This window comes from Mycobacterium sp. (assembly GCF_052145595.1).
In the GTDB taxonomy this organism is placed as follows: domain Bacteria; phylum Actinomycetota; class Actinomycetes; order Mycobacteriales; family Mycobacteriaceae; genus Mycobacterium.
Map to the genome: position 1 here is coordinate 29,888 of NZ_JBKQOI010000386.1, position 22,807 is coordinate 52,694.

21 protein-coding genes and 2 tRNA genes are annotated in these 22,807 nt (G+C 65.9%); 15 read left to right on the top strand and 8 right to left on the bottom strand.

Features of this window, described 5'->3' with window-relative positions:
- Nucleotides 1–62: 62 nt before the first annotated feature.
- Both gatB and ACLP4W_RS31055 read left to right on the top strand, forming a co-directional pair.
- Nucleotides 63–1,574, top strand: coding sequence for an Asp-tRNA(Asn)/Glu-tRNA(Gln) amidotransferase subunit GatB (gene gatB, locus ACLP4W_RS31050; RefSeq protein WP_442391558.1), 1,512 nt, complete (start codon nucleotides 63–65; stop codon nucleotides 1,572–1,574).
- Nucleotides 1,575–1,594: 20 nt separating this feature from the next.
- On the top strand, nucleotides 1,595–2,209 hold the full coding sequence (locus ACLP4W_RS31055; RefSeq protein ID WP_442391560.1) for a flavin reductase family protein: 615 nt from the start codon (nucleotides 1,595–1,597) through the stop codon (nucleotides 2,207–2,209).
- Nucleotides 2,210–2,226: 17 nt separating this feature from the next.
- Here the strand turns inward: ACLP4W_RS31055 and ACLP4W_RS31060 are convergent, their stop codons facing one another.
- On the bottom strand, nucleotides 2,227–3,348 hold the full coding sequence (locus ACLP4W_RS31060) for a PQQ-dependent sugar dehydrogenase (RefSeq protein WP_442391562.1): 1,122 nt from the start codon (nucleotides 3,346–3,348) through the stop codon (nucleotides 2,227–2,229).
- A 235-nt stretch (nucleotides 3,349–3,583) separates the two neighbouring features.
- On the opposite strand from ACLP4W_RS31060, the gene ACLP4W_RS31065 reads away from it, so the two are divergent.
- Nucleotides 3,584–4,441, top strand: coding sequence for a DoxX family protein (locus tag ACLP4W_RS31065; protein WP_442391564.1), 858 nt, complete (start codon nucleotides 3,584–3,586; stop codon nucleotides 4,439–4,441).
- Between the two features lie 4 nt (nucleotides 4,442–4,445).
- Here ACLP4W_RS31065 and ACLP4W_RS31070 read toward each other — a convergent pair whose 3' ends face one another.
- Nucleotides 4,446–4,784: a PH domain-containing protein gene (locus tag ACLP4W_RS31070; RefSeq protein WP_442391566.1), complete on the bottom strand. Its 339-nt coding sequence runs from the start codon at nucleotides 4,782–4,784 to the stop codon at nucleotides 4,446–4,448.
- A gap of 357 nt (nucleotides 4,785–5,141) precedes the next feature.
- On the opposite strand from ACLP4W_RS31070, the gene ACLP4W_RS31075 reads away from it, so the two are divergent.
- The 3 genes from ACLP4W_RS31075 to ilvC are packed head-to-tail and all read left to right on the top strand — an operon-like array spanning nucleotide 5,142 to nucleotide 8,567.
- Nucleotides 5,142–7,022 carry an acetolactate synthase large subunit gene (locus ACLP4W_RS31075; protein WP_442391568.1) on the top strand — a complete coding sequence of 627 codons (1,881 nt, stop codon included), beginning with the start codon at nucleotides 5,142–5,144 and terminating at the stop codon, nucleotides 7,020–7,022.
- Complete coding sequence (ilvN, locus tag ACLP4W_RS31080; protein WP_442391570.1) at nucleotides 7,022–7,528, top strand: acetolactate synthase small subunit; 507 nt, start codon at nucleotides 7,022–7,024, stop codon at nucleotides 7,526–7,528. The genes ACLP4W_RS31075 and ilvN overlap by 1 nt, the downstream gene beginning before the upstream one ends.
- A 37-nt stretch (nucleotides 7,529–7,565) precedes the next feature.
- Nucleotides 7,566–8,567, top strand: a complete 1,002-nt coding sequence (gene ilvC / locus ACLP4W_RS31085; RefSeq protein ID WP_442391614.1) for a ketol-acid reductoisomerase — start codon at nucleotides 7,566–7,568, stop codon at nucleotides 8,565–8,567.
- Between the two features lie 80 nt (nucleotides 8,568–8,647).
- On the opposite strand, the gene wrbA is transcribed toward ilvC, so the two are convergent.
- Both wrbA and ACLP4W_RS31095 read right to left on the bottom strand, forming a co-directional pair.
- Nucleotides 8,648–9,259, bottom strand: coding sequence for an NAD(P)H:quinone oxidoreductase (gene wrbA, locus ACLP4W_RS31090; protein ID WP_442391572.1), 612 nt, complete (start codon nucleotides 9,257–9,259; stop codon nucleotides 8,648–8,650).
- Nucleotides 9,256–10,707, bottom strand: coding sequence for a phytoene desaturase family protein (locus ACLP4W_RS31095; protein ID WP_442391574.1), 1,452 nt, complete (start codon nucleotides 10,705–10,707; stop codon nucleotides 9,256–9,258). Before ACLP4W_RS31095 ends, wrbA begins: the two co-directional genes overlap by 4 nt.
- Before the next feature lie 29 nt (nucleotides 10,708–10,736).
- Here ACLP4W_RS31095 and serA point away from each other — a divergent pair, with 29 nt between their 5' ends.
- Both serA and ACLP4W_RS31105 read left to right on the top strand, forming a co-directional pair.
- Nucleotides 10,737–12,323, top strand: coding sequence for a phosphoglycerate dehydrogenase (gene serA, locus ACLP4W_RS31100; protein WP_442391576.1), 1,587 nt, complete (start codon nucleotides 10,737–10,739; stop codon nucleotides 12,321–12,323).
- Nucleotides 12,324–12,381: 58 nt separating this feature from the next.
- The gene (locus ACLP4W_RS31105) at nucleotides 12,382–13,392 is read left to right on the top strand and encodes a 3-isopropylmalate dehydrogenase (RefSeq protein ID WP_442391578.1); all 1,011 of its coding nucleotides are present in this window, start codon (nucleotides 12,382–12,384) and stop codon (nucleotides 13,390–13,392) included.
- On the opposite strand, the gene ACLP4W_RS31110 is transcribed toward ACLP4W_RS31105, so the two are convergent.
- Entirely contained in the window at nucleotides 13,349–14,608 is a 1,260-nt protein-coding gene (locus tag ACLP4W_RS31110; RefSeq protein WP_442391580.1) for an MFS transporter, read from the bottom strand. The two genes, ACLP4W_RS31105 and ACLP4W_RS31110, sit on opposite strands and share 44 nt — an antisense overlap.
- 168 nt (nucleotides 14,609–14,776) lie before the next feature.
- Between ACLP4W_RS31110 and ACLP4W_RS31115 the strand changes: the two genes are divergently transcribed.
- The 4 genes from ACLP4W_RS31115 (at nucleotide 14,777) to ACLP4W_RS31130 (ending at nucleotide 17,414) form a co-directional block, all read left to right on the top strand.
- Entirely contained in the window at nucleotides 14,777–15,583 is an 807-nt protein-coding gene (locus ACLP4W_RS31115) for a fumarylacetoacetate hydrolase family protein (RefSeq protein WP_442391582.1), read from the top strand.
- The gene (gene gltX, locus ACLP4W_RS31120) at nucleotides 15,580–17,055 is read left to right on the top strand and encodes a glutamate--tRNA ligase (RefSeq protein ID WP_442391584.1); all 1,476 of its coding nucleotides are present in this window, start codon (nucleotides 15,580–15,582) and stop codon (nucleotides 17,053–17,055) included. Before ACLP4W_RS31115 ends, gltX begins: the two co-directional genes overlap by 4 nt.
- 142 nt (nucleotides 17,056–17,197) lie before the next feature.
- Nucleotides 17,198–17,269, top strand: a tRNA-Gln gene (locus tag ACLP4W_RS31125).
- A 72-nt stretch (nucleotides 17,270–17,341) separates the two neighbouring features.
- Nucleotides 17,342–17,414, top strand: a tRNA-Glu gene (locus ACLP4W_RS31130).
- A gap of 14 nt (nucleotides 17,415–17,428) precedes the next feature.
- Here ACLP4W_RS31130 and ACLP4W_RS31135 read toward each other — a convergent pair.
- Together ACLP4W_RS31135 and ACLP4W_RS31140 are read right to left on the bottom strand one after the other, a co-directional pair.
- Complete coding sequence (locus tag ACLP4W_RS31135; RefSeq protein ID WP_442391586.1) at nucleotides 17,429–17,941, bottom strand: pyridoxamine 5'-phosphate oxidase family protein; 513 nt, start codon at nucleotides 17,939–17,941, stop codon at nucleotides 17,429–17,431.
- A 122-nt stretch (nucleotides 17,942–18,063) separates the two neighbouring features.
- A complete protein-coding gene (locus ACLP4W_RS31140) occupies nucleotides 18,064–18,765 on the bottom strand; it encodes an IclR family transcriptional regulator (protein ID WP_442391588.1) in 702 nt (233 codons plus the stop codon).
- Between the two features lie 88 nt (nucleotides 18,766–18,853).
- Between ACLP4W_RS31140 and leuC the strand changes: the two genes are divergently transcribed.
- From leuC to ACLP4W_RS31155, 3 genes are all read left to right on the top strand, one after another.
- A complete protein-coding gene (gene leuC / locus ACLP4W_RS31145) occupies nucleotides 18,854–20,308 on the top strand; it encodes a 3-isopropylmalate dehydratase large subunit (protein WP_442391590.1) in 1,455 nt (484 codons plus the stop codon).
- Nucleotides 20,309–20,321: 13 nt separating this feature from the next.
- A complete protein-coding gene (gene leuD / locus ACLP4W_RS31150; protein WP_442391592.1) occupies nucleotides 20,322–20,918 on the top strand; it encodes a 3-isopropylmalate dehydratase small subunit in 597 nt (198 codons plus the stop codon).
- Nucleotides 20,919–21,131: 213 nt separating this feature from the next.
- Nucleotides 21,132–21,776 (top strand): HU family DNA-binding protein, encoded by a 645-nt coding sequence (locus ACLP4W_RS31155; protein ID WP_442391594.1) that lies wholly within the window; start codon nucleotides 21,132–21,134, stop codon nucleotides 21,774–21,776.
- 66 nt (nucleotides 21,777–21,842) lie between these two features.
- Here the strand turns inward: ACLP4W_RS31155 and ACLP4W_RS31160 are convergent, their stop codons facing one another.
- A complete protein-coding gene (locus tag ACLP4W_RS31160; protein ID WP_442391596.1) occupies nucleotides 21,843–22,790 on the bottom strand; it encodes an NUDIX hydrolase in 948 nt (315 codons plus the stop codon).
- Nucleotides 22,791–22,807 lie beyond the last annotated feature (17 nt).

The window sequence follows — 22,807 nt, forward strand, 5'->3', positions numbered from 1 at the left end:
CCAGGCGGTGACCCGCAGCGGCCGGCTTCGCCGCCCTCGCGATCACCACTACGATCGACGACATGAGTGTTGCTGCCGGGGCTGACCTGCTGGATTACGACGACGTCATCGCGCGCTTTGATCCGGTGCTCGGCCTTGAGGTGCACGTTGAGCTGTCCACCGTTACCAAGATGTTCTGCGGTTGCTCCACCACATTCGGGGCTGAACCCAACACTCAGGTGTGCCCGGTGTGTCTGGGGTTGCCCGGTTCGCTGCCGGTGCTGAACCAGGCCGCGGTCGAGTCGGCGATTCGGATCGGGCTGGCGCTGAACTGCGAGATCGTGCCTTGGTGTCGTTTTGCCCGGAAGAACTACTTCTACCCGGACATGCCCAAGAATTACCAAATTTCGCAGTACGACGAGCCGATCGCCATCAACGGCTACCTCGATGCGCCGCTGGAAGATGGCACCACCTGGCGGGTGGAGATCGAGCGGGCGCACATGGAAGAAGACACCGGCAAGCTCACCCACCTGGGAAGCGAGACGGGCCGCATCCACGGCGCGACGACGTCGCTGATCGACTACAACCGTGCCGGCGTTCCTCTGATCGAAATCGTCACCAAACCGATCGTGGGAGTCGGAGCCCAGGCGCCGCAAATCGCGCGGGCCTACGTCACCGCATTGCGAGACTTGTTGCGCGTCTTGGATGTATCCGATGTCCGGATGGATCAGGGTTCGATGCGGTGTGACACCAACGTGTCGCTGAAGCCGATCGGAACGGCAGAGTTCGGAACCCGGACCGAGACCAAGAACGTCAACTCGCTCAAGAGTGTCGAGGTCGCCGTGCGTTACGAAATGCAGCGCCAGGGCGCCGTTCTGGCGTCCGGCGGCCGGATCACCCAGGAGACCAGGCATTTTCACGAGGCCGGCTACACCAGCCCGGGCCGTGCCAAGGAGACCGCCCAGGATTACCGTTATTTCCCCGAGCCCGACCTGGAACCCGTCGCGCCCAGCCGCGAGCTGGTCGAGCAGCTGCGGCAGACCATCCCCGAGCTACCGTGGTTGAGCCGCAAGCGGATTCAGCAGGAGTGGGGTATTTCCGACGAGGTCATGCGCGACCTCGTCAACGCCGGCGCCGTCGAATTGGTCATCGAGACTGTCGGACATGGCGCCTCCAGCGAACAGGCACGTGCCTGGTGGGGAAACTTCCTGATGCAGAAGGCCAACGAGGCGAATGTCGGATTAGACGAGCTGGCAATCACTCCGGCCCAGGTTGCCGCGGTGGTGGCACTGGTCGACGAAGGCAAGCTGTCCACCAAGCTGGCCCGCCAAGTCGTCGAGGGTGTGCTGGCCGGGGAGGGCGAACCGGAGCAGGTGATGACCGCGCGCGGATTGGCGCTGGTGCGTGACGACTCGGTGACGCAGGCCGCCGTCGACGAGGCGCTGGCCGCCAATCCCGATGTCGCGGAGAAGATCCGCGGCGGCAAGGTGGCCGCGGCGGGCGCGATCGTCGGTGCGGTGATGAAGGCCACCCGCGGACAGGCTGATGCGGCCCGGGTGCGCGAACTCGTCCTGGCCGCCTGCGGTCAGGGCTAGCGGACTGATCGCCCGGAAGGATGCCGGAAAACGCCGTGCGCGTTCATGATGGTTATGTGGTCGATGAATCGTTCGATGACTTGATGACGATGCTGGACTACCCGGTCTTCGTGGTGACAACCCAGGTCGATGGTCAACCGACGGGTTGTTTGGTCAGCTTCGCCACGCAAACCAGCGTGCGGCCCCCGAGCTTTCTGGTCAGTATGCCCAGGAGCAGCCATCCCTTCGCGACGGGGAGCCAAGCCGAGTACCTGGCGGTGCACGTGCTGGCGCAGCGCCAGCATGTCCTGGCCGAGCTGTTCAGCAGCCAACCGGGTGATCAGATCAACAGATTCGACCGCTGTTCGTGGCGCGCCGGCCCCGCGGGGATGCCGATTCTCGATGATGCGCTGGCCTGGTTCATCGGTAGGACAGTGAGTCGGAGCGATGTTGGCGATCATGTCGTCTACCTTTTGGAGCCCGTTGCCGTATGGGCCCCCGAGTCCTCCGAAGACGTGCTTTACCTCTCTGACCTCGATTTTGATGTCGACGACGGCGATCCCGGCCACGAGACCGCACACCGGCTCTTCGACCGTGAACGTGGCGACGCGGCGCGCCGGTACGGCGTCGTGAGGTTCACACTCGACGTGCCCTAGCCCGGCCCCTAATCCCGCTACGTCTTGTCGTCGTTGTTCCGCGGGAAGCCGCCGCCCTGCGGGAACAACGGGAACACCACGTCGTCGAGCTTCTCGGCATCCCCGGCCGTCTTGTTGACGGTTGCGCCCCATACGTTTCCGTCCGGCGACATCCGCAATGCCCACGCGTGGGCGTGCGTGTCCTTACGGACGACGTCGGGTTCACCGGTGACCGCACCCGTCGACGGCGCGAGCCGCACCGCCACCGTGAGCTTGGTGTTGATCAAGTTGACCAGCACGGTCCCGTCCATCGCCGCGCACCCGGCCACGCCCGGCTTGTCCGGCCACGTCCACACCGTGGAGACCTCCGAGGTCTTGGTGATGCGCTGCAACCGGTCCGCCGTCGGGGTGCGGTCGGCGACATACAGCGAGCCGTCGACGGGGTCGATGCACAGACCGCCGCCGGAGCCGACGCCGGACAGCGCCGTCGTCGGGGGGGCCTGGCCGATGGTCGTCGGCTGCTCGATGCGCAGCACCTTGCCGGCCAACGACTTCGGATCGGCGGCCAAGGCCGGGTTGCCCGCGTCGCCGGTCATCACGAGCAGGGTGGTGGGGCTGGTGAAGATCAACGCTCCGGTGTTGCCGACGGCACCCTTGGGGATCCCCGTCAGGATGTCCTTGGGGATGTCGCCGTCGGCTATGCGGATGACCCGGTTGTCGGTGGGCGTGCTGATGTAGGCGTACATCAGACGGTCTTGCTCATACGTGGGAGACAGCAAGATGTCCATCAAGCCACCGTCGCCGGACGGGTCGACCGGGATGACCAGCTTCACCTTCGGCTCGGCACTCACGGAGATCTCCTTGACGGCACCGGTGGTGCGTTCGGCGACCAACGCGGTTTTGCTGTCGGTGCCCATGATCAGGCCGCTGGTGCTCTCCAGGCAGCCCTGCATCACGCCGGGGGCCGGGCAGGCCTTGGGGAACGGTGCGGGCGGCAGCGGCGGCGGCGGGGGAGGCGTCGAGCTGGGCTGGGGCCGAAGTTCCGGCTCGGTGGTGAAGGGCTGAGATTGGGCGTCGTTGAATCGTGCGCACCCGCTCGAGACCAGCACCGCCGCGCAGAGCGCGACGAGCCCGCACCGAACAGATCGCCGTAGTCGCATGACCGACAGGCTACGGACAGGGCGGGCGCCGCCGCCACATACGTGCCCGTGTCCGCCCCCGCAAACGCGGCCCGGTGCATGCGCGCTTTTCGGTCCCCCTTTTCGGTCCTTCGGAGGGGCCGGCGAGGCAATTTGGGGCCAATCTGGGCCGATTTGGCGGTAGAACCGCCGATTGCCTGGCGAAAGCGCCGCTCAAATCCCCAATTCAGGCCCATTTGCCCTTACCCTGACACGCGTGACCAGTCAATCGAATGACGCACATTGGAGCCGGTCCGGCGAATCCCCGGAGCCAGTCCCGGGTCGCCCCGCCTCGGCGCGCTTGGTCGACCCCGAAGATGACCTGACGCCGGTCGCTTACCCGGGCGACTTTGGCACCACCACCGTCATCCCGTATAGCGACCCCGTCGCCGCGGGTGGCCCCGGGGCCGCGGGATACAACCTGCTCGACCAGCAGGAGCCCCTGCCGTACGTTCAGCCGCAGCAGCCGGCCCAGGCGGCACCGATCTCTGCCACCGAGCCGGCCCAGATCGATGCGGACGATGACCACGACCGGGTACGCGCCGCCAGCCGGCGCGGCACCCAGCACCTGGGTTTGCTCGTTTTGCGTGTCGGGCTCGGGGTCGTGCTGAGCGCCCACGGTCTGCAGAAGCTCTTTGGCTGGTGGGGCGGCTCGGGGGTGACCGGCTTCAAGAACTCACTCTCCGACGTCGGCTACCAGCACGCCGACATCCTCGCCTATGTGAGCGCGGGGGGCGAGCTCGCGGCCGGTGTGCTGCTGGTGCTGGGATTGTTTACCCCGGTGGCCGCGGCGGGTGCGCTGGCGTTTTTGATCAATGGTCTGCTGGCCACCATCTCGGCGCGCCCGCATTCGCACACTTATACGTACTTCCTGCCGGATGGGCATGAATACCAGATCACCCTGATTGTCATGGCGGTCGCCGTGATCCTGGCCGGACCCGGCCGCTATGGGCTCGATGCCGGCCGGGGTTGGGCCCATCGACCCTTCATCGGGTCGTTCGTAGCCCTGCTGGCCGGCATTGCCGCCGGTATCGGGGTGTGGGTGCTGCTCAACGGCGTTAATCCGATCGCCTGACGGCTCATCGGTAGGGATTGGGCACTCGCCCCGAGCTGGCCTCGGTCAGCAGCGGCAGCGTCGCGAAGGTAACCGCCGGCAATCGCAGTTCCGCACCGGTTTTGAGGCGGGCGCGCGCCCAGGAGCCTCGGTGGAAGCGCAGCCCGTCGATGTCATCCCAGCGCACCGTCTGGCTCCCCAGCAGGGTTCTCACGGTCATGCCGTGATCATCGGCGACGGTGCGTAGCCGGATGATCAACGCCGACAGCAGCACCGGGATCACGAGGAGCGGCGCGGACAGCGGCCAGGCCAGCACCGGTATCAGCAACCCCAGCGTCAAGAACCCGACAGCCAGGTGTGCCATCGGCGACACCTTGATCACCACGGGGGAATCAGTAACCACCCTCGCATCATTCCACCGCCCGGCTGCCGGCCGACCTGTGCCGAGTGTGCGCTGGCGCTGACGGTCCGCGGCGCCGGATTTGACTGTTGAGCTGTGCGAAGGCTACCGTCGAACGCTATGGATACCGCCGGAAAGCCCGGAATGCTTGTAGTAATTAGTCAGCGCGTTGGTGCCTGACTAGCCCTTCAGCATTTGAAGCGATCCAGCACCAGCGCGCAACCCTCGTTCAGCCGATGAGCTGACGGGGGTTTTTTCTTGCGCAGCAACGAGACGTCAACAGCGAAGCGGGAATAAAGGGACCAAGAGGGCGAGGACACAGTGAGCGCACCCACCAAGCCACAATCACCGGCAACACAGCCGGCGCCGCATGACGCGGCCAGCGTCGCCGCGGCTGCTGTCAAACCCGCCGCGAAACCGCATGCGGCCCCGTCGAAACGTGTTGCGCCGGAGCAACTTACCGGTGCCCAATCGGTGATCCGGTCGTTGGAGGAGCTCGAGGTCGAGGTCATCTTCGGGATTCCCGGCGGGGCCGTGCTGCCGGTTTATGACCCGCTGTTCGACTCGAAAAAGCTTCGCCACGTGCTGGTTCGCCATGAGCAGGGCGCCGGGCATGCCGCCAGTGGATACGCGCACGCCACCGGCAGGGTCGGGGTCTGCATGGCGACTTCGGGCCCCGGCGCCACCAATCTGGTGACACCGCTGGCCGATGCGCAGATGGACTCGATTCCGGTCGTCGCCATCACCGGGCAGGTGGGGCGCGGGCTGATCGGGACCGATGCCTTCCAGGAAGCCGACATCTCGGGCATCACGATGCCCATCACCAAGCACAACTTCCTGGTCCGCTCCGGCGACGACATTCCCCGGGTGCTGGCCGAGGCCTTCCACATCGCAGCCTCCGGACGCCCGGGCGCGGTGCTGGTCGACATCCCCAAGGACGTGCTGCAGGGCCAGTGCACGTTCAGCTGGCCGCCGCGGATGGATCTGCCCGGCTACAAGCCGAACACAAAGCCGCACAGCCGGCAGGTCCGTGAGGCCGCCAAGCTGATCGCGGCCGCGCGCAAACCCGTGCTTTACGTGGGCGGTGGGGTCATCCGAGGCGAGGCGACCGAGCAACTGCGGGAGTTGGCCGAACTGACGGGCATCCCGGTGGTCACCACGCTGATGGCGCGCGGCGCCTTTCCGGACAGCCACCCGCAGAACCTGGGCATGCCCGGCATGCACGGCAGCGTGGCCGCGGTGGCGGCGCTGCAGCGCAGCGACTTGCTGATCGCGCTGGGCACCCGCTTCGACGACCGGGTGACCGGAAAGCTCGATTCCTTTGCGCCCGAGGCCAAGGTCATCCACGCCGATATCGACCCGGCCGAGATCGGCAAGAATCGGCACGCCGACGTGCCGATCGTCGGCGACGTCAAGGCCGTCATCACCGACCTCCTGGCGATGCTGCCAGACCACGAGATACCCGGCAGCATCGAGATGTCCGACTGGTGGGCTTATCTGCACAGCGTCCAGTCCACCTACCCGCTGAGCTACGGTCCGCAGAGCGACGGCAGCCTGAGCCCGGAATACGTGATCGAGAAGCTCGGCGAGATCGCCGGTCCGGACGCCGTGTATGTCGCCGGTGTCGGCCAGCACCAGATGTGGGCGGCGCAGTTCATTTCCTACGAGAAACCGCGCACCTGGCTCAACTCCGGCGGCCTGGGCACCATGGGCTTCGCGATTCCGGCGGCCATGGGCGCCAAGATGGCTCGCCCGGACGCGGAGGTCTGGGCGATCGACGGCGACGGCTGCTTCCAGATGACCAACCAGGAGCTGGCTACCTGCGCGATCGAAGGCGCGCCGATCAAGGTGGCGCTGATCAACAACGGCAACCTGGGCATGGTGCGGCAGTGGCAGAGCCTGTTCTACCAGGAGCGCTACTCGCAGACCGACCTGGCCACGCACTCACACCGCATTCCGGACTTCGTGAAGCTGGCCGAGGCGTTGGGTTGCGTCGGATTGCGTTGCGAGCGTGAAGAGGACGTCGTCGACGTGATCAACCAGGCGCGCGCCATCAACGACCGCCCGGTAGTGATCGACTTCATCGTCGGCGCCGACGCGCAAGTGTGGCCCATGGTGGCCGCCGGCACCAGCAACGACGAGATTCAGGCCGCCCGCGGTATCCGTCCGTTGTTCGATGACGAAAGCGAAGGGCACGCCTGATGAGTGCGAAGACGCATACGTTGTCGGTGCTGGTCGAAGACAAGCCCGGTGTGCTCGCGCGGGTCGCGGCGCTGTTCTCCCGGCGCGGGTTCAACATCGAGTCGCTGGCGGTGGGCGCCACCGAGCAGAAGGACATGTCCCGGATGACCATCGTGGTCTCCGCGGAGGAGACCCCGCTCGAGCAGATCACCAAGCAGCTCAACAAGTTGATCAACGTCATCAAGATCATCGAGCAAGACGACGACAACTCGGTAGCCCGCGAACTGGCGATGATCAAGGTGCGCGCCGACGCAGGTAGCCGCAGTCAGGTGATCGAAGCCGTGAACCTGTTCCGTGCCAAGGTCATTGACGTCTCACCGGAATCGCTGACCATCGAGGCGACCGGGGACCGCGGCAAGATCGAGGCGTTCCTACGCGTGCTGGAGCCGTTCGGCATCCGCGAAATCGCTCAATCCGGAATGGTGTCGTTGTCCCGCGGTCCGCGCGGCATCGGCACGGCGAAATAGTCAAGAAGGAGATATTCAGGTGCCAGAGGCATTAGAGATGTTCTACGACGACGATGCAGACCTGTCGATCATCCAGGGCCGCAAGGTCGGCGTGATCGGATATGGCAGCCAGGGCCACGCGCACTCGTTGAGCCTGCGCGACTCCGGCGTGCCGGTGCGCGTCGGGCTTAAGGAGGGTTCGAAGTCCCGGGCCAAGGTCGAGGAGCAGGGCCTGGACGTCGACACCCCCGCCGAGGTCGCCAAGTGGGCCGACGTGATCATGCTGCTGGCGCCCGACACCGCGCAGGCCGACATCTTCAAGAACGAGATCGAGCCCAATCTGAAGGCCGGCGACGCTTTGTTTTTCGGTCACGGGCTCAACATCCACTTCGACTTGATCAAGCCGCCTGCCGACGTCACCGTCGCGATGGTGGCCCCCAAGGGCCCCGGCCATCTGGTGCGGCGCCAGTTCGTCGACGGCAAGGGCGTGCCCTGTCTGATCGCGGTCGACCAGGACCCCACCGGGAAGGGCGAAGCGCTGGCGCTGTCCTACGCCAAGGCCATCGGCGGCACCCGGGCCGGCGTCATCAAGACCACTTTCAAGGACGAAACCGAAACCGACCTGTTCGGTGAGCAAGCCGTGTTGTGCGGCGGCACGGAGGAATTGGTGAAGGCCGGTTTCGACGTGATGGTCGAGGCGGGTTATCCGCCGGAGATGGCTTACTTCGAGGTGCTGCACGAGCTCAAGCTGATCGTCGACCTAATGTACGAGGGCGGCATCGCCCGGATGAACTACTCGGTGTCAGACACCGCGGAGTTCGGCGGGTATCTGTCGGGTCCGCGAGTCATCGACGCCGACACCAAGGAGCGGATGCGCGTCATCCTGCGCGAGATCCAGGACGGCACCTTCGTCAAGAAGCTGGTCGCCAACGTCGACGGCGGCAACAAGCAGCTCGAGGGATTGCGCAAGGAAAACGCCGAGCACCCGATCGAGGTCGTGGGCAAGAAGCTGCGCGACCTGATGAGCTGGGTCGACCGCCCGATCACCGAGACGGCTTAAGGCGTCGGCGCCGCGAAACTTGCACTACGGTGACGTCTCTCGGCGTGTCGTGTGCGCAGTTGCAGTGTCGAGGCGAACGGTTATGACGCCAGCCGGCCCGCGACCGACACCACTCGGCGGGCCAGGTGGTCGAGGGCGTTGCCGGTCGCTCGGTCGGCTTCGGAGTCGAACTCGTGAATGTTGTCGTGGGTGGACACCAGGCTCACCCCGTACGGGTTGCCGTCGACGAACTTGCACGGATCGGTGTATCCCGGTGGCACGATGATGCCGCCGAAATGCATCAACGTGATGTATAGCGCCAGCAGCGTGGTCTCCTGGCCACCGTGCAGGGTGTTCGAGGACGTGAAGCCCGCATATACCTTGTCGGCCAGTTTGCCCTCTGCCCACAGCCCACCCAGCGAGTCGAGGAAGGTGCGCAACTGCGCCGCGGGAGAGCCGAAGCGAGTCGGTGAGCCGAAGATCACTGCGTCCGCCCACACGATGTCGTCGGCGGTGGCCGCGGGAAGATCTTTGGTTGCTTCGTAGTTTGCTGTCCACGCGGGATTGTGGGCGAACGACTGCGGGTCGTGGGTTTCGGCGACGTGTCTCAACCGGACCTCGGCACCCGCGGACTCGGCCGCCGCAGCGACGCGCTGTGCCATCGTGGTGCCGTGACCGGTGGCGGAGTAGTAGATGATCGCGAGTTGCGTCACGGGGCCATCGTAGGCCTATCGGTGATCCCGAATTCGTGGCGCAACAACGTACGGGCGGCGTAGTAACCGGCCATGCCGTGCACACCGCCGCCGGGCGGGGTAGCCGCCGAGCACAAATAGACCCCGGGAATGGGTGTGCGCCAAGGGTCCAGGCGCGGTGTGGGGCCGGCGATCGCACGCCAGGCGGAATTACCGCCCATCCCGATGTCGCCGCCGACGTAGTTGGCGTTGTGGTCGGCCATCCGCGCGGCGGGCACGGCGCGGGTTGCCACCACTATCTCGCGGAAGCCGGGTGCAAAACGCTCGACAATCCCGGTCACGGCCTCAGTCGCGTCGACTGTGGAGCCCGACGGCACGTGGGCGTACGTCCAGAATGGTCGGCGGCCCACGATGTCTATGCGGCCGGGGTCGGCGATGTGCGGCGAGGCCGCCAGCACCATCGGCCACTGCGCGTGGCGCCCGGCCGCGATGTCGGCCTCGGCTCGCGCCATCTGCTCGCGGGTGCCGCCGAGATGAAGGGTCGGCGCCTGCCGTAGGCGCGGGTCGGACCAGGGAATGTCGTCGCTGAGCACGAAGTCGACCTTGGCCACTCCAGGACCGAATTTGTAGCGGCGCAGCGCTTTAGCGTAGCGAGGCGGCAGGGCTTCGCCGTAGATGCGCAGCAGCGCGGTCGGCGCCGTGTCAAACGCGACGACTGAGCCCGGGGGGCCAGGCGGGGAAGTGACTTCGACCCCGGCCGTGAGCTCACCACCGTGTGCGCGCAGGTCGGCGATCAACGCATCGGTGATCGCCTGGCTGCCTCCCACCGGAATCGGCCAGCCGACCGAATGGGCGAGTGTGGCCAGCATCAAACCCGCGCCGGCCGCCGTCAAGGACGGCATCCGCGAAATCACATGGGCGGCAACGCCGGTGAACAGGGCACGGGCATCCTCGCCGACTAGCGACCCCCAGGCGGGGGTTCCCTGGGCGAGCATCCGAAGGCCCAATCGCAATGCGGCGCGCGGCGCCGCCGGCAACGAACTGGGCATCGAACGTTTGTCGCCGAGCACCAATCCCACGACGGCGTCCGAGGTCTCCGCCAATGGGCCGAGCAGGCGCCGCCAGGATGAACCGTGCTCCAATTCGGCACACGTGCGCTCGAGATCGCGGTAGGCGATCGCCGCGGGCCGGCCCGGCAGCGGGTTGGCATAGGCGATTTCCGGCACCGCCAGTTGCACGCCGCGCGCGGGCAGGTCGAACGCGGCAAAAAACGGTGACGCCAGCGCCAACGGGTGAACCGCCGAGCACACGTCGTGTAGGACTCCGGGAGAGTCTGGGTCGGCCGCGGTGCGGGCGCCCCCGCCGAAAGTCGGCTGTGCCTCGATGACCTGCACTTTCAGACCCGCGCGGGCGCAGACGACGGCCGCGGCGAGCCCGTTTGGCCCGCTGCCGACGACGGTGACGTCCACCGGTCAATTACAGCCGATAGGCTGGCCGGGTGAATCTGCCTGTTGTACTTATTGCCGACAAACTCGCCGAATCGACCGTCGCCGCCCTGGGAGACCAGGTGGAGGTGCGTTGGGTAGACGGTCCCGACCGGGAGAAGCTACTGGCCGCGGTGCCCGAGGCCGACGCGCTGCTGGTGCGGTCGGCCACCACCGTCGACGCCGAGGTGCTCGCCGTCGCCCCCAAGCTGAAGATCGTCGCCCGTGCCGGGGTCGGGCTGGACAACGTCGACGTGGATGCCGCCACGGAGCGCGGTGTGCTGGTGGTCAATGCCCCGACGTCCAACATCCACAGTGCCGCCGAACACGCATTGGCGCTGCTGCTGGCCGCGTCCCGCCAGATCGCGGCGGCCGATGCCTCCCTGCGGGAGCACGCCTGGAAGCGCTCGTCGTTCTCGGGCACTGAGATTTTCGGTAAGACCGTCGGTGTCGTCGGGCTGGGCCGGATCGGCCAGTTGTTCGCCCAACGGATAGAAGCCTTCGGCACACATGTGGTCGCCTACGACCCCTACGTGTCGCCGGCCCGGGCCGCACAGGTCGGTATCGAACTGCTGCCCCTGGACGACCTGCTGGCACGCGCCGACTTCATCTCGGTGCATCTGCCGAAGACGCCCGAGACGGCTGGCCTGATCGACAAGGAGGCGCTGGCCAAAACCAAGCCGGGCGTCATCATCGTCAACGCCGCGCGCGGCGGTCTGGTGGACGAGGCGGCACTGGCCGAAGCGGTGAGCAGCGGCCATGTTCGCGCTGCCGGCCTTGACGTGTTCTCCAGCGAACCGTGCACCGACAGTCCGCTTTTCGAGCTGCCGCAGGTGGTGGTCACGCCGCATCTGGGGGCGTCCACCGCCGAGGCCCAGGACCGGGCCGGCACCGATGTGGCCGAGAGCGTGCGGCTGGCGCTCGCAGGCGAGTTCGTTCCAGACGCGGTCAACGTCGGCGGCGGTGTGGTCAACGAAGAGGTGGCGCCCTGGCTGGACGTGGTGCGCAAGCTCGGGTTGCTGGCCGCCACGCTGTCCGACGGGCCACCGGTGTCGTTGTCGGTGCAAGTGCGCGGCGAGCTGGCCTCCGAAGACGTTGAGGTGCTGAAGCTTTCGGCTCTGCGCGGACTGTTCTCGGCAGTCATCGAGGGTCCGGTGACCTTCGTGAACGCACCGGCGCTGGCCGCCGAACGCGGCGTCAGCGCCGAAATCGCCACGGCCTCGGAAAGCCCCAACTATCGCAGCGTCGTCGATGTGCGGGTGGTGGCCCACGACGGCTCGACCGTCAACGTCGCCGGCGCGCTGGCCGGGCCGCAGCAGGTGCAGAAGATCGTGCAGATCAATGGCCGCCACTTTGACCTGCGCGCCGAAGGCACCAACCTGATCATCCATTACGCTGACCAACCGGGAGCGTTGGGCAAGATCGGCACCTTGCTGGGTAGCGCCGGGGTGAACATCCACGCGGCGCAGCTGTCCGAAGACGCCGAGGGCCCGTTCGCGACGATCCTGCTGCGTCTGGATCAAGACGTGCCCAATGACGTGCGGTCGGCGATCGCGGCCGCGGTTGGCGCCAAGAAGCTCGAGGTGGTTGATCTGTCGTGAAGCCCGCCGGCGACGATGCAGTGTGGGCGCCGCCCGCTAGCGGGGGAGAGCGGCGCTCATGAAGTTGGCGATTGTCGGCGGCGACGGGATCGGCCCGGAGGTGTTGGCCGAAGCGGTCAAAGTCCTTGACGCCGTTGAGCCGGGCGTACAGAAGACCAGCTACGACCTGGGCGCCCGCCGTTTCCACGCCACCGGTGAGCTACTGCCGGATTCGGTACTCGCCGAATTGCGGGAGCACGACGCGATCCTGCTCGGGGCGGTGGGTGATCCTTCGGTGCCCAGTGGCGTGCTGGAGCGAGGTCTGTTGTTGCGCCTGCGCTTTGAGCTGGATCACCACGTCAACCTGCGACCGGGCCGGCTATACCCGGGGGTGAGCAGTCCGCTCGCGGGAAATCCGGAAATCGATTTCGTCGTGGTGCGCGAAGGCACGGAGGGTCCCTACACCGGCAACGGCGGCGCGATTCGCGTCGGCACCCCCAATGAAGTGGCCACCGAGGTAAGCCTGAACACCGCATTCGGTGTGCGTCGGGTGGTGCAGTACGCGTTCGAGCGGGCCCGGCTGCGTCGCAAACACCTAACGCTGGTGCACAAGAACAACGTGCTGACGTTCGCGGGGAAGCTGTGGTCACGGATCGTGGCCGAGGTCGGCGAAGAATATCCCGACGTCGAGGTGGCTTATCAACATGTCGACGCTGCCACCATCTTCATGGTGACCGACCCCGGTCGCTTCGACGTGATTGTGACCGACAACCTGTTCGGCGACATCATCACCGACTTGTCCGCGGCGGTGTGTGGCGGAATTGGCTTGGCGGCCAGTGGAAATATCGATGCCACCCGGACCAATCCCTCGATGTTCGAGCCGGTGCACGGCAGCGCACCCGATATCGCCGGTCAGGGCATCGCAGATCCGACCGCGGCGATCATGTCGGTGGCGCTGCTGCTTGCCCATCTGGGCAAAGACGATGCCGCCGCCCGCGTGGACCGCGCCGTCGAGACCTATTTGGCAACTCGTGGGAACAACCGGCTCACCACCAGCGACGTCGGCGAACGGATTGCCGCGGCGCTGTAGATCGCACGTCGGGTTCTAAGCCGGGTGGGAGCAACCAGGCTGGCACCAGCGGGATAGCCACCAGTGGGAACAATCCGCACAGCGCCCACGCCGGCGGATATCTCGCTGCGGTGATCAAGATACCGAATAGCGGCGCTCCGGCGGCCGCCATCACCCGTTGGGTGGTGTTCTGGATGCCCAAGGCGCGTCCGCTCCAATACGGGCCGGCGAGTTCGGTGATCGCGGTTGCCTCCAACCCGTTGTCGAGCACCGCGATCACCGAGATCGCGATCATGAGCGGCACCTCGTATCGCGTGTTCAGATGATCGGCTATCGCCAGCAAGAAGAGGGTTGCAGCGGCGGCGATGGCGATGATGCGGACCGGTCGCATTCGCGAGCCGACCCGGTCAGACCATCGTCCGACCGCGACGCGGCCCAGCGCGCCGAAAAGCTGCGACACGGTGACCAAACCGCCGGCGGCCGCGACCGACCAGTTGTGGTCTCTCATCAGCCACACCAGCATGAAGGTCGCGGTAACCGTCTGCGGAATCATCAGCAGACCGGCCACCGCGTGGATTCGCAACAGCACCGACGACCCGCGGTACGGACTGGCCAATTCCTGCTTGGTGGCTGCCGTGCGGGATTTCCGCGGTGGGTCGACGATCCCGATCGCGCTGGCCATTGCCGCCAGCGTGCACACCAGCGCCGGAAACATCAGCCCCGCGCGGACGCCCCGTTCGGCAAACTCGGGTATTACCAGCGCGCCCAAGGCGATTCCCAGCGGTTGCGCGGTTTGGCGGATACCCATTGCCAGGCCGCGCTGGTGCGGCGGGAACCAGGCGGACACCAGCCGGCCGCCGGCTGTGTTGCAACTCGCCGTGGCCATGCCGCCAAGGAACAGATAGATACCGACCCACACCATCGAATGGACCGACGCCGCGGCACAGGCCGCGGCCGCGGTAAGTGCTGAGCCCGCGGTCAGCACGAGCCGCTCGCCGACGCGGTCCAGCACGTAGCCCCAGAGGACCAGCGTGGCGACCATGCCCCAGCTGGGCATCGACGCCAACAGACTGGCTTCGGTCAACTGAATCCCGCGATGGACCTCGAGCGAAGGGATCAGGAAGGCAATGCCATTGATGAATAGGAAAGAACTCGTCGTTACGAACAGCGAGACGATCATGATCGACCAGCGCGCGCCGGTGCTGATTTGGCCCGTGTTGCCCGGGTCCGTCGGCATCCGCCCATGCTCGCACACGCGTCGTTGCATTGTCCGTCGCTCGTTAAGCGACGGCTCGTGTCGCCCTGCCAAGCAGGTTGCGGCACTTAACCAGGCCCAAAGGCCCAATTGCCCGGCTCTGTCTCGGGTCGTGCCAGCCCATATCGTCGCCCGGCTAGGCTCATTTGAATGCGCCTTGGTCGAATTGCCAGCCCGGACGGTGTCTCCTTCGTCAGCATCGAAGGCGAACTGGACGATCCGGCCGGAATGATCGTCCGTGAGATCGCCGAGCACCCGTTCGGCACGCCGAGCTTCACTGGCCGATCATGGCCGCTGGCCGATGTCCGGTTGCTGGCTCCGATGCTGGCCGGCAAGGTGGTCTGCATCGGTAAGAACTACACCGATCACATCGCCGAGATGGGCGGCCTAACCGGCCCGGCGCCGGCGGACCCGGTGATATTCATGAAGCCCAATACCGCGATCATCGGACCGAACGTTCCGATCCGGTTGCCCGCCAACGCATCACCGGTGCACTTCGAGGGCGAGCTGGCGGTAGTGATCGGCCGGCCCTGTAAGGACGTCCCGGCCGCCCGGGCCGCCGACGACATCCTGGGCTACACCATCGCCAATGATGTGTCGGCACGCGATCAGCAGAAGGCCGACGGCCAATGGACTCGGGCCAAGGGACACGACACCTTCTGCCCGGTTGGGCCGTGGATCGTCACCGACCCAGCACCCCTGGACCCGGCGGATCTCGAACTGCGCACCGAGGTCAACGGGGAAGTAAAGCAACACAGTCGTACCTCGCTGATGATCCACGACGTCGGCGCCATCGTCGAGTGGATCTCGGCCGTGATGACCTTGCTGCCCGGTGATCTCATCCTCACCGGCACACCGGCGGGTGTCGGTCCCATTGAAGACGGTGACACCGTTTCCATCAGCATCGAGGGAATCGGCACCCTCAGCAATCCAGTAGTCCGCAAAGGAAAGTCGTGACCCTTGAACCAAGCAAAGTCCGGGTCCGATTCTGCCCGTCGCCCACCGGTACCCCCCACGTCGGGATGGTCCGCACCGCGCTGTTCAACTGGGCCTACGCCCGACACACGGGCGGCACCTTCGTCTTTCGGATCGAGGACACCGACCCCGAACGCGACACCGAGGAAAGCTATCTGGCGCTGCTCGACGCGTTGCGCTGGCTTGGGCTGGACTGGGACGAGGGGCCGGAGGTCGGCGGGCCGTACGGCCCGTACCGACAGTCGGAGCGCACCGAGATCTATCGGGAGGTGGTGGCCGAGCTGCTCGCGGCCGGGGAGGCCTACCATGCCTTTTCGACGCCGGAGGAGGTCGAGGCCCGGCACATCGCCGCCGGCCGCAATCCCAAGTTGGGCTACGACAACTTCGACCGGGAGCTGACCGATGCGCAGCGCTCGGCATTCCTGGCGGAAGGCCGTAAGCCGGTGGTACGGCTCCGGATGCCCGACGAAGATCTCAGCTGGGATGACCTCGTGCGTGGCCCCACCACCTTCGCTGCGGGCGCCGTGCCCGATTTTGCGTTGACCCGCGCAACCGGAGATCCGCTGTACACCTTGGTCAACCCATCCGACGACGCGCTGATGAAGATCACCCATGTGCTGCGCGGCGAGGATCTGCTGCCGTCGACCCCGCGCCAGCTTGCGCTGTATCAGGCGCTGATGCGGATCGGCGTGGCCGAGCGTGTTCCCGAATTCGCCCATCTCCCAACCGTATTGGGGGAGGGAACCAAGAAGCTTTCGAAACGGGACCCGCAGTCGAATCTGTTCGCCCACCGCGACCGGGGCTTCATCCCCGAGGGGCTGCTGAATTACCTTGCGTTGCTTGGCTGGGCAATCGCCGACGATCACGACCTGTTCAGTCTCGACGAAATGGTGGCCGCGTTCGACGTTGTCGACGTCAACTCCAACCCGGCCCGGTTCGATCAGAAGAAGGCCGACGCTCTCAACGCCGAGCACATCCGGATGCTCGACGCGGACGACTTCACCGCCAGGCTGCGCGACTACTTGGACGCGCATGGCCATCACCTCGAGCTGGATGACGCCGGATTCGCCGCTGCCGCCGAACTGGTGCAGACCCGCATCGTTGTGCTTGGTGACGCGTGGGACCTGCTGAAGTTCCTGAACGACGACGAATACGCGATTGATCCCAGGGCCGCCGCCAAGGAGCTCGGTTCAGACGGGGGTGCGGTGCTAGATGCGGCGCTGGCCGCGCTGGACGGTGTGGCGGACTGGACCGCGGACGGGATTGAGGCCGCCCTGAAGGCGGCGCTCATCGAGGGTATGGCGCTCAAACCGCGTAAGGCGTTTGGTCCGATCAGGGTTGCCCTCACCGGGACGACGATCAGTCCGCCGTTGTTCGAATCGCTGGAGCTCCTCGGCCGCGACCGTAGCGTGGGGCGCCTGAGCTCTGCCCGCGATCAGATCGTCCGGCAGTAGGCCGGCACTAGCGCCACGCGTTCGGATTGCCGGGCAAGTCTTTGGTAGTCTGCACGTCGGCCGACAACGGTTGGCGGCGGCGGTTCCTAGGTGCTGGTAATAGCCGATAGAACCCCTCTGAACAGCGGTTTTAGGCAGCCAATGGGGTATGGTGTAATTGGCAACACAGCTGATTCTGGTTCAGCCATTCTAGGTTCGAGTCCTGGTACCCCAGCAAATTCTGTCCACCGCAAGCGATTAGGCAGCCCTAGCGGCGTGAGCTATGCTGGCAGCTCGGATCGGTTCCGGCCCCGTCGTCTAGCGGCCTAGGACGCCGCCCTCTCACGGCGGTAGCGTGGGTTCGAATCCCATCGGGGCTACAAAGCAACTGCGGTTACCAGCCGGTCCCCAATACGGCTGGAGCGGTCGATCCACCCACCGGCATTGGCGGCAACCCGAGTTTGCGGTGATCCCACGAGCGCGCGCGACGCGCCACGATCCGCACGCAGACCCGCTTATTCATCATCTGCTCGACGAAGGGCTTCATGTCGTCGCTGTAGGGGCCGGTGTAGCGCTCCCACACGCTGACTCCCACCCGGTGCGAGACGTCGGGATCGTCGACGATCTCGGCAACGCCCTCGAAGGACACCCCGCGCAAGGTGTCATAGGTGTCGCCATCCTCGATCAGGAAGCTCACTCGCGGATCCCGTACGACGTTGACCGCCTTCTGTGACTTGGCCTTGGTCTCCAGCCAGATTTCGCCGTCGACCACGGCGTACCACATCGCGGTCAGATGCGGCTGGCCATCGGGACCAACGGTGGCCAGCGTGCCGGTACGGCTCTTGACGACGAAATCGGCGATCTCATCCCTGGACATGACGATGCTCGCGCGCTGATTGGTTCCCATGGCGTCAGTCTGTCAGGCGTTCGCCGGCTGGCGAGCCAGGGGCCAAGAAAAGCGACTGTGCGTGGGACCGCGGCCGCCAGTGTGCGGTTTACGGCTCGACGGCCCGGGCGCCCGAACCGCCTTCAGAGGCGGCGGGTCAATGCTTGGGCCGCCGACACCAGGTCGGCGGCCCAGCGCGCGCCCGGATGCCGGCCCATCCGGTCGATGGGTCCCGATACCGATATGGCGGCGATCACAACACCGCGGCCGTCGCGCACCGGCGCTGACACGCTCGCCACCCCCGGCTCGCGCTCGGCGACGCTTTGCGCCCAACCGCGCCGGCGCACTTCGGCCAGCGTCCGGTCGCTGAATTTCGCCGTCGGCAATACCGCTTTCTGGATAGCGGCGTCGCTGTAGGCGAGTAGCACTTTGGCGCCCGAACCCGCCGTCATCGGCAAGCGCGCCCCGACCGGAACCGTATCGCGCAGGCCCGCAGCCGGTTCCAATGCGGCCACGCAGACCCGCGAAGTGCCCTCGCGCCGATACAACTGCACACTTTCGCCGGTCGTCTCCCGCAGTGCGGGCAGCACCGCCGCGCTCGCCGCCAGCAGCGGGTCGTTGACATTGGCCGCCAGTTCGGTGACCGCCGGACCGAGCCGCCAACGTCCTTCGTCGTCGCGCGCCAGCAGCCGATGCATTTCCAGGGCGGTCGCCAGCCGGTAGGCGGTGGCCCTGGGCAGGGCGGTTCGTTCACACAGTTCGGCCAGCCCGCACGGGGATTCCGCGATCGTATGCAGCACCCCAACGGCTTTGTCGAGGACGCCGATGCCGCTATGCTGTCTCACAGAGAGATACTAGCGTCTCGCATTCTGAGATCACCAGCCCGGAATCGATCGGCGAGTCGCGAATGAGGCGAATCGAGGCGAGTTCGAGATGGGATCCGACATCAAGGCGGCCGGTCCAGCCCGGCCGCGCACCCTGGCCGAAAAGGTTTGGGACGACCATGTTGTGGTATCGGGCGCCTCGGGCGAGGGGACCAGCGCGCCCGACTTGATCTACATCGATCTGCATTTGGTGCATGAGGTCACCAGCCCGCAGGCTTTCGACGGCCTACGCCTGGCCGGTCGGCGGGTACGCCGCCCCGATTTGACGTTGGCCACCGAGGATCACAACGTGCCCACCATCGACATCGACAAGCCGATCGCCGACCCGGTGTCGCGCACGCAGGTCGAGACGTTGCGGCAAAACTGCGCCGAATTCGGCGTCCGGCTATATCCGATGGGTGATATCGAGCAGGGCATCGTGCATGTCGTCGGGCCGCAATTGGGCCTCACCCAACCGGGAATGACGATTGTGTGTGGCGACAGTCACACCTCTACCCATGGCGCATTCGGCGCGCTGGCGATGGGCATTGGCACCTCGGAGGTCGAGCACGTGCTGGCCACCCAGACGTTGCCGTTGCGGCCATTCAAGACGATGGCGGTCAATGTCGATGGGCGGTTGCCCGTCGGCGTGACCGCCAAGGACATCATCCTTGCGTTGATCGCCATGATCGGCACCGGCGGTGGGCAGGGTCATGTCATCGAATACCGGGGCAGTGCCATCGAGTCGCTGTCCATGGAAGGCCGGATGACGGTCTGCAACATGAGCATCGAAGCCGGCGCCCGGGCCGGCATGGTGGCGCCTGACGAGACCACGTACGAGTTTTTGCGCGGCCGCCCGCACGCGCCGTCCGGCGCGCGGTGGGAGGCCGCCCTCGAGTACTGGCGGCAGCTGCGCACCGACACCGGCGCCGTCTTCGACACCGAGGTCTATCTCGATGCGGCCGCGCTGAGCCCGTTCGTCACCTGGGGCACAAACCCCGGCCAGGGGGTGCCACTGGACGCGGCCGTGCCCGACCCCGAGCTGATGACCGACGACGGCGAGCGACAGGCCGCCGATAATGCCTTGGCGTACATGGACCTTCGACCGGGAACACGGATGCGCGATGTCACCGTCGACGCCGTGTTCGTCGGCTCTTGTACCAACGGTCGTATCGAAGACCTGCGGGTGGTGGCCGAGGTGCTGCGTGGCCGCAAGGTGGCCCAGGGGGTGCGGATGCTCGTCGTTCCGGGCTCCATGCGGGTGCGGGCGCAGGCCGAAGCCGAAGGACTGGGTGAGATTTTCACCACCGCAGGCGCCGAATGGCGACAGGCAGGCTGCTCGATGTGCCTGGGTATGAACCCCGATCAGCTGGCCCCGGGGGAGCGGTGCGCCGCGACGTCCAACCGCAACTTCGAAGGGCGGCAGGGCAAAGGTGGCCGCACACATCTGGTATCGCCGGCCGTCGCCGCCGCAACGGCGGTGCGCGGCACACTGTCCGCGCCGTCCGATTTGAATTCAGACTGAAAAGGAATTGACGATGGAAGCCTTTCACACTCACACCGGTATCGGCGTGCCGCTGCGGCGGTCCAATGTCGATACCGATCAGATCATTCCTGCGGCGTTCTTGAAGCGCGTCACCCGAACCGGTTTCGAGGACGGCTTGTTCGCCACATGGCGGTCGGATCCCTCATTCGTGCTAAATCTCAGCCCCTTTGACCGAGGCTCGGTTCTGGTCGCCGGACCCGATTTCGGCACCGGATCCTCGCGCGAGCATGCGGTGTGGGCGCTCATGGACTACGGGTTCCGGGTGGTTATCTCGTCTCGATTCGGTGACATTTTCCGGGGCAACGCCGGGAAGGCGGGCCTCCTGGCGGCCGAAGTTTCCCAAGACGGCGTGGAACTTCTTTGGAAGCTCATCGAGCAGAGTCCGGGCTTGGAAATCACTGCCAATCTTCAAGATCGAAATATCACCGCCGGAACGGCGGTGCTGCCGTTCAAGATTGACGACTATACGGCTTGGAGACTGCTCGAGGGTCTCGACGATATAGCCCTTACGCTGCGGAAACTCGACGAAATAGAGGCATTCGAGGCGGCTCGTCCGGGCTGGAAACCGCACACTTCACCCGCCCTCTGAACGGTCGATCGGCACGGAATTTCTGCTTGATCGGCTAAGTAAACCGGGCCGTTTTTGGGGCCGCGCCACCGATCAAGGGCGGCAACCGGATTGCGAAAAATCCGTTTGTCGGGTCCTGAAACTGCGCGTGGCTCTTGGAAATTTGCTGGGTAAGGGTTTACCGTGTTCGCTAGATGGTTCTAAAACGAGGACCACTAGCTTCGGAGGGTTTGGATGAACAAAGCAGAGCTGATCGACATACTCACAAAGAGATTGAACACAGACCGTCGGCATGCGACAGAAGCCGTCGAGCATTTCGTCGACAGCGTTGTGCGTGCGGTGCAAAAGGGTGACAGCGTCACCATTACCGGGTTCGGCGTGTTCGAACAGCGGCGCCGCGCGGCGCGCGTGGCGCGCAATCCCCGTACCGGCGAGACCGTCAAGGTGAAGCCGACGTCCGTCCCGGCGTTCCGTCCGGGCGCGCAATTCAAGGCGATTGTGTCTGGCGCACAGCGTCTCCCGGCGGAAGGACCTGCAGTGAAACGTGGTGTTGTGGCTGGCGCGGCCAAGAAGGTGGCGAAGAAGGCGCCCGCAAAGAAGGTGACCAAGGCTCCGGTCAAGAAGGCCGCGACCAAGGCCCCGGCCAAGAAGGCGGTAAAGAAGGCTCCCGCCAAGAAGGCCGCGACCGCCAAGAAGGCCGCGACCAAGGCCCCGGTCAAGAAGGCCGCGACCAAGGCCCCGGCCAAGAAGGCGGTCAAAGCGGTGAAGAAGGTCGCCGCCAAGGCGCCGGTGCGTAAAGCCGCGACCAAGGCTCCGGCCAAGAAGGCGGTAAAGAAGGCTCCCGCCAAGAAGGCTGCGGCCAAGCGGGGCCGCAGGTAACCGAGTAAGTCTCACACGCCGATACCCTTCGGGTGGCAGCGCCGCCGCCCGAAGGGTATTCGCGCGTTAGGCCCGCACGTTGGCGGCCAGGGCGCCGCCGATGTGGTCGGCCGCCACTACCCGGCCGGCTGACAGCGAGATGACCCACGCGCTGCCCTTGTGATTGCGGGCTTTGTCGGGGCGCACACCGTCGCGCTCGCACCACCAGCCGATCAAGTCGGGAATCACCTTGCCCTGTGTGCAGATCGCCGGTGTGCCTTTCTGCTTAGCGATGCGCAGAATCCGCTGGCGGCCGCGTTTGGGGTTCTTGGCGTAGGACTCCTCGGTCAGGGTGGGCTCGTTGTGGATATGCGCATCCAGTTCCGCAGCGAGCGGCTCCACCGTCTGGTGGCAACGGAGCCGGTCGGCCGCATATACGCTCGAGGCGCCGAAGGCCAGCAGCTGTGGAACCAATGCCTCGGCTTGCGCGCGTCCCCTTTTGTCCAGCGGTCGTTCGGTGTCGTCGCCGGAGAAGCGTGATTTCCTTCCCGCGGTGCCGTGCCGGATCACCAGGACCGTATGCGTGTCTGCGGGAACTTTTGCAAAGTGGCGCAACATCTTTCGATCTTGTGCGTAGTTGAGCCGCCGCATCGCCTCGGCGACCGGCAGCCAGACCAGCTCGTCGACTTCGGTGCCCGGGGTGAACTCGCCGCCGGCGCTGCGCGCCGCCCAGTAGTAGACCTTCTTGACACCCTGTTCGATCGGGTAGCTCACCATGTCGAGCCGCCTGCCGAGGATGGCGCGATGACCTGTCTCCTCGAGCACTTCGCGCACCGCGGCTACGGGCGCCGTCTCGCCGGGATCCACCTTGCCCTTGGGTAGCGACCAGTCGTCGTAACGGGGGCGGTGGATCAGCGCGACCTCGAGGTCCGGGCCCGGCGCATCAGCACTACCCGGTCGCCACAGGACGGCTCCGGCCGCGTGCACGCTCCGGCTCCCCGAACGCCGGCCGGCGGACGAGTTCGGGATCGACACCTTCACTCCTGCTGGTC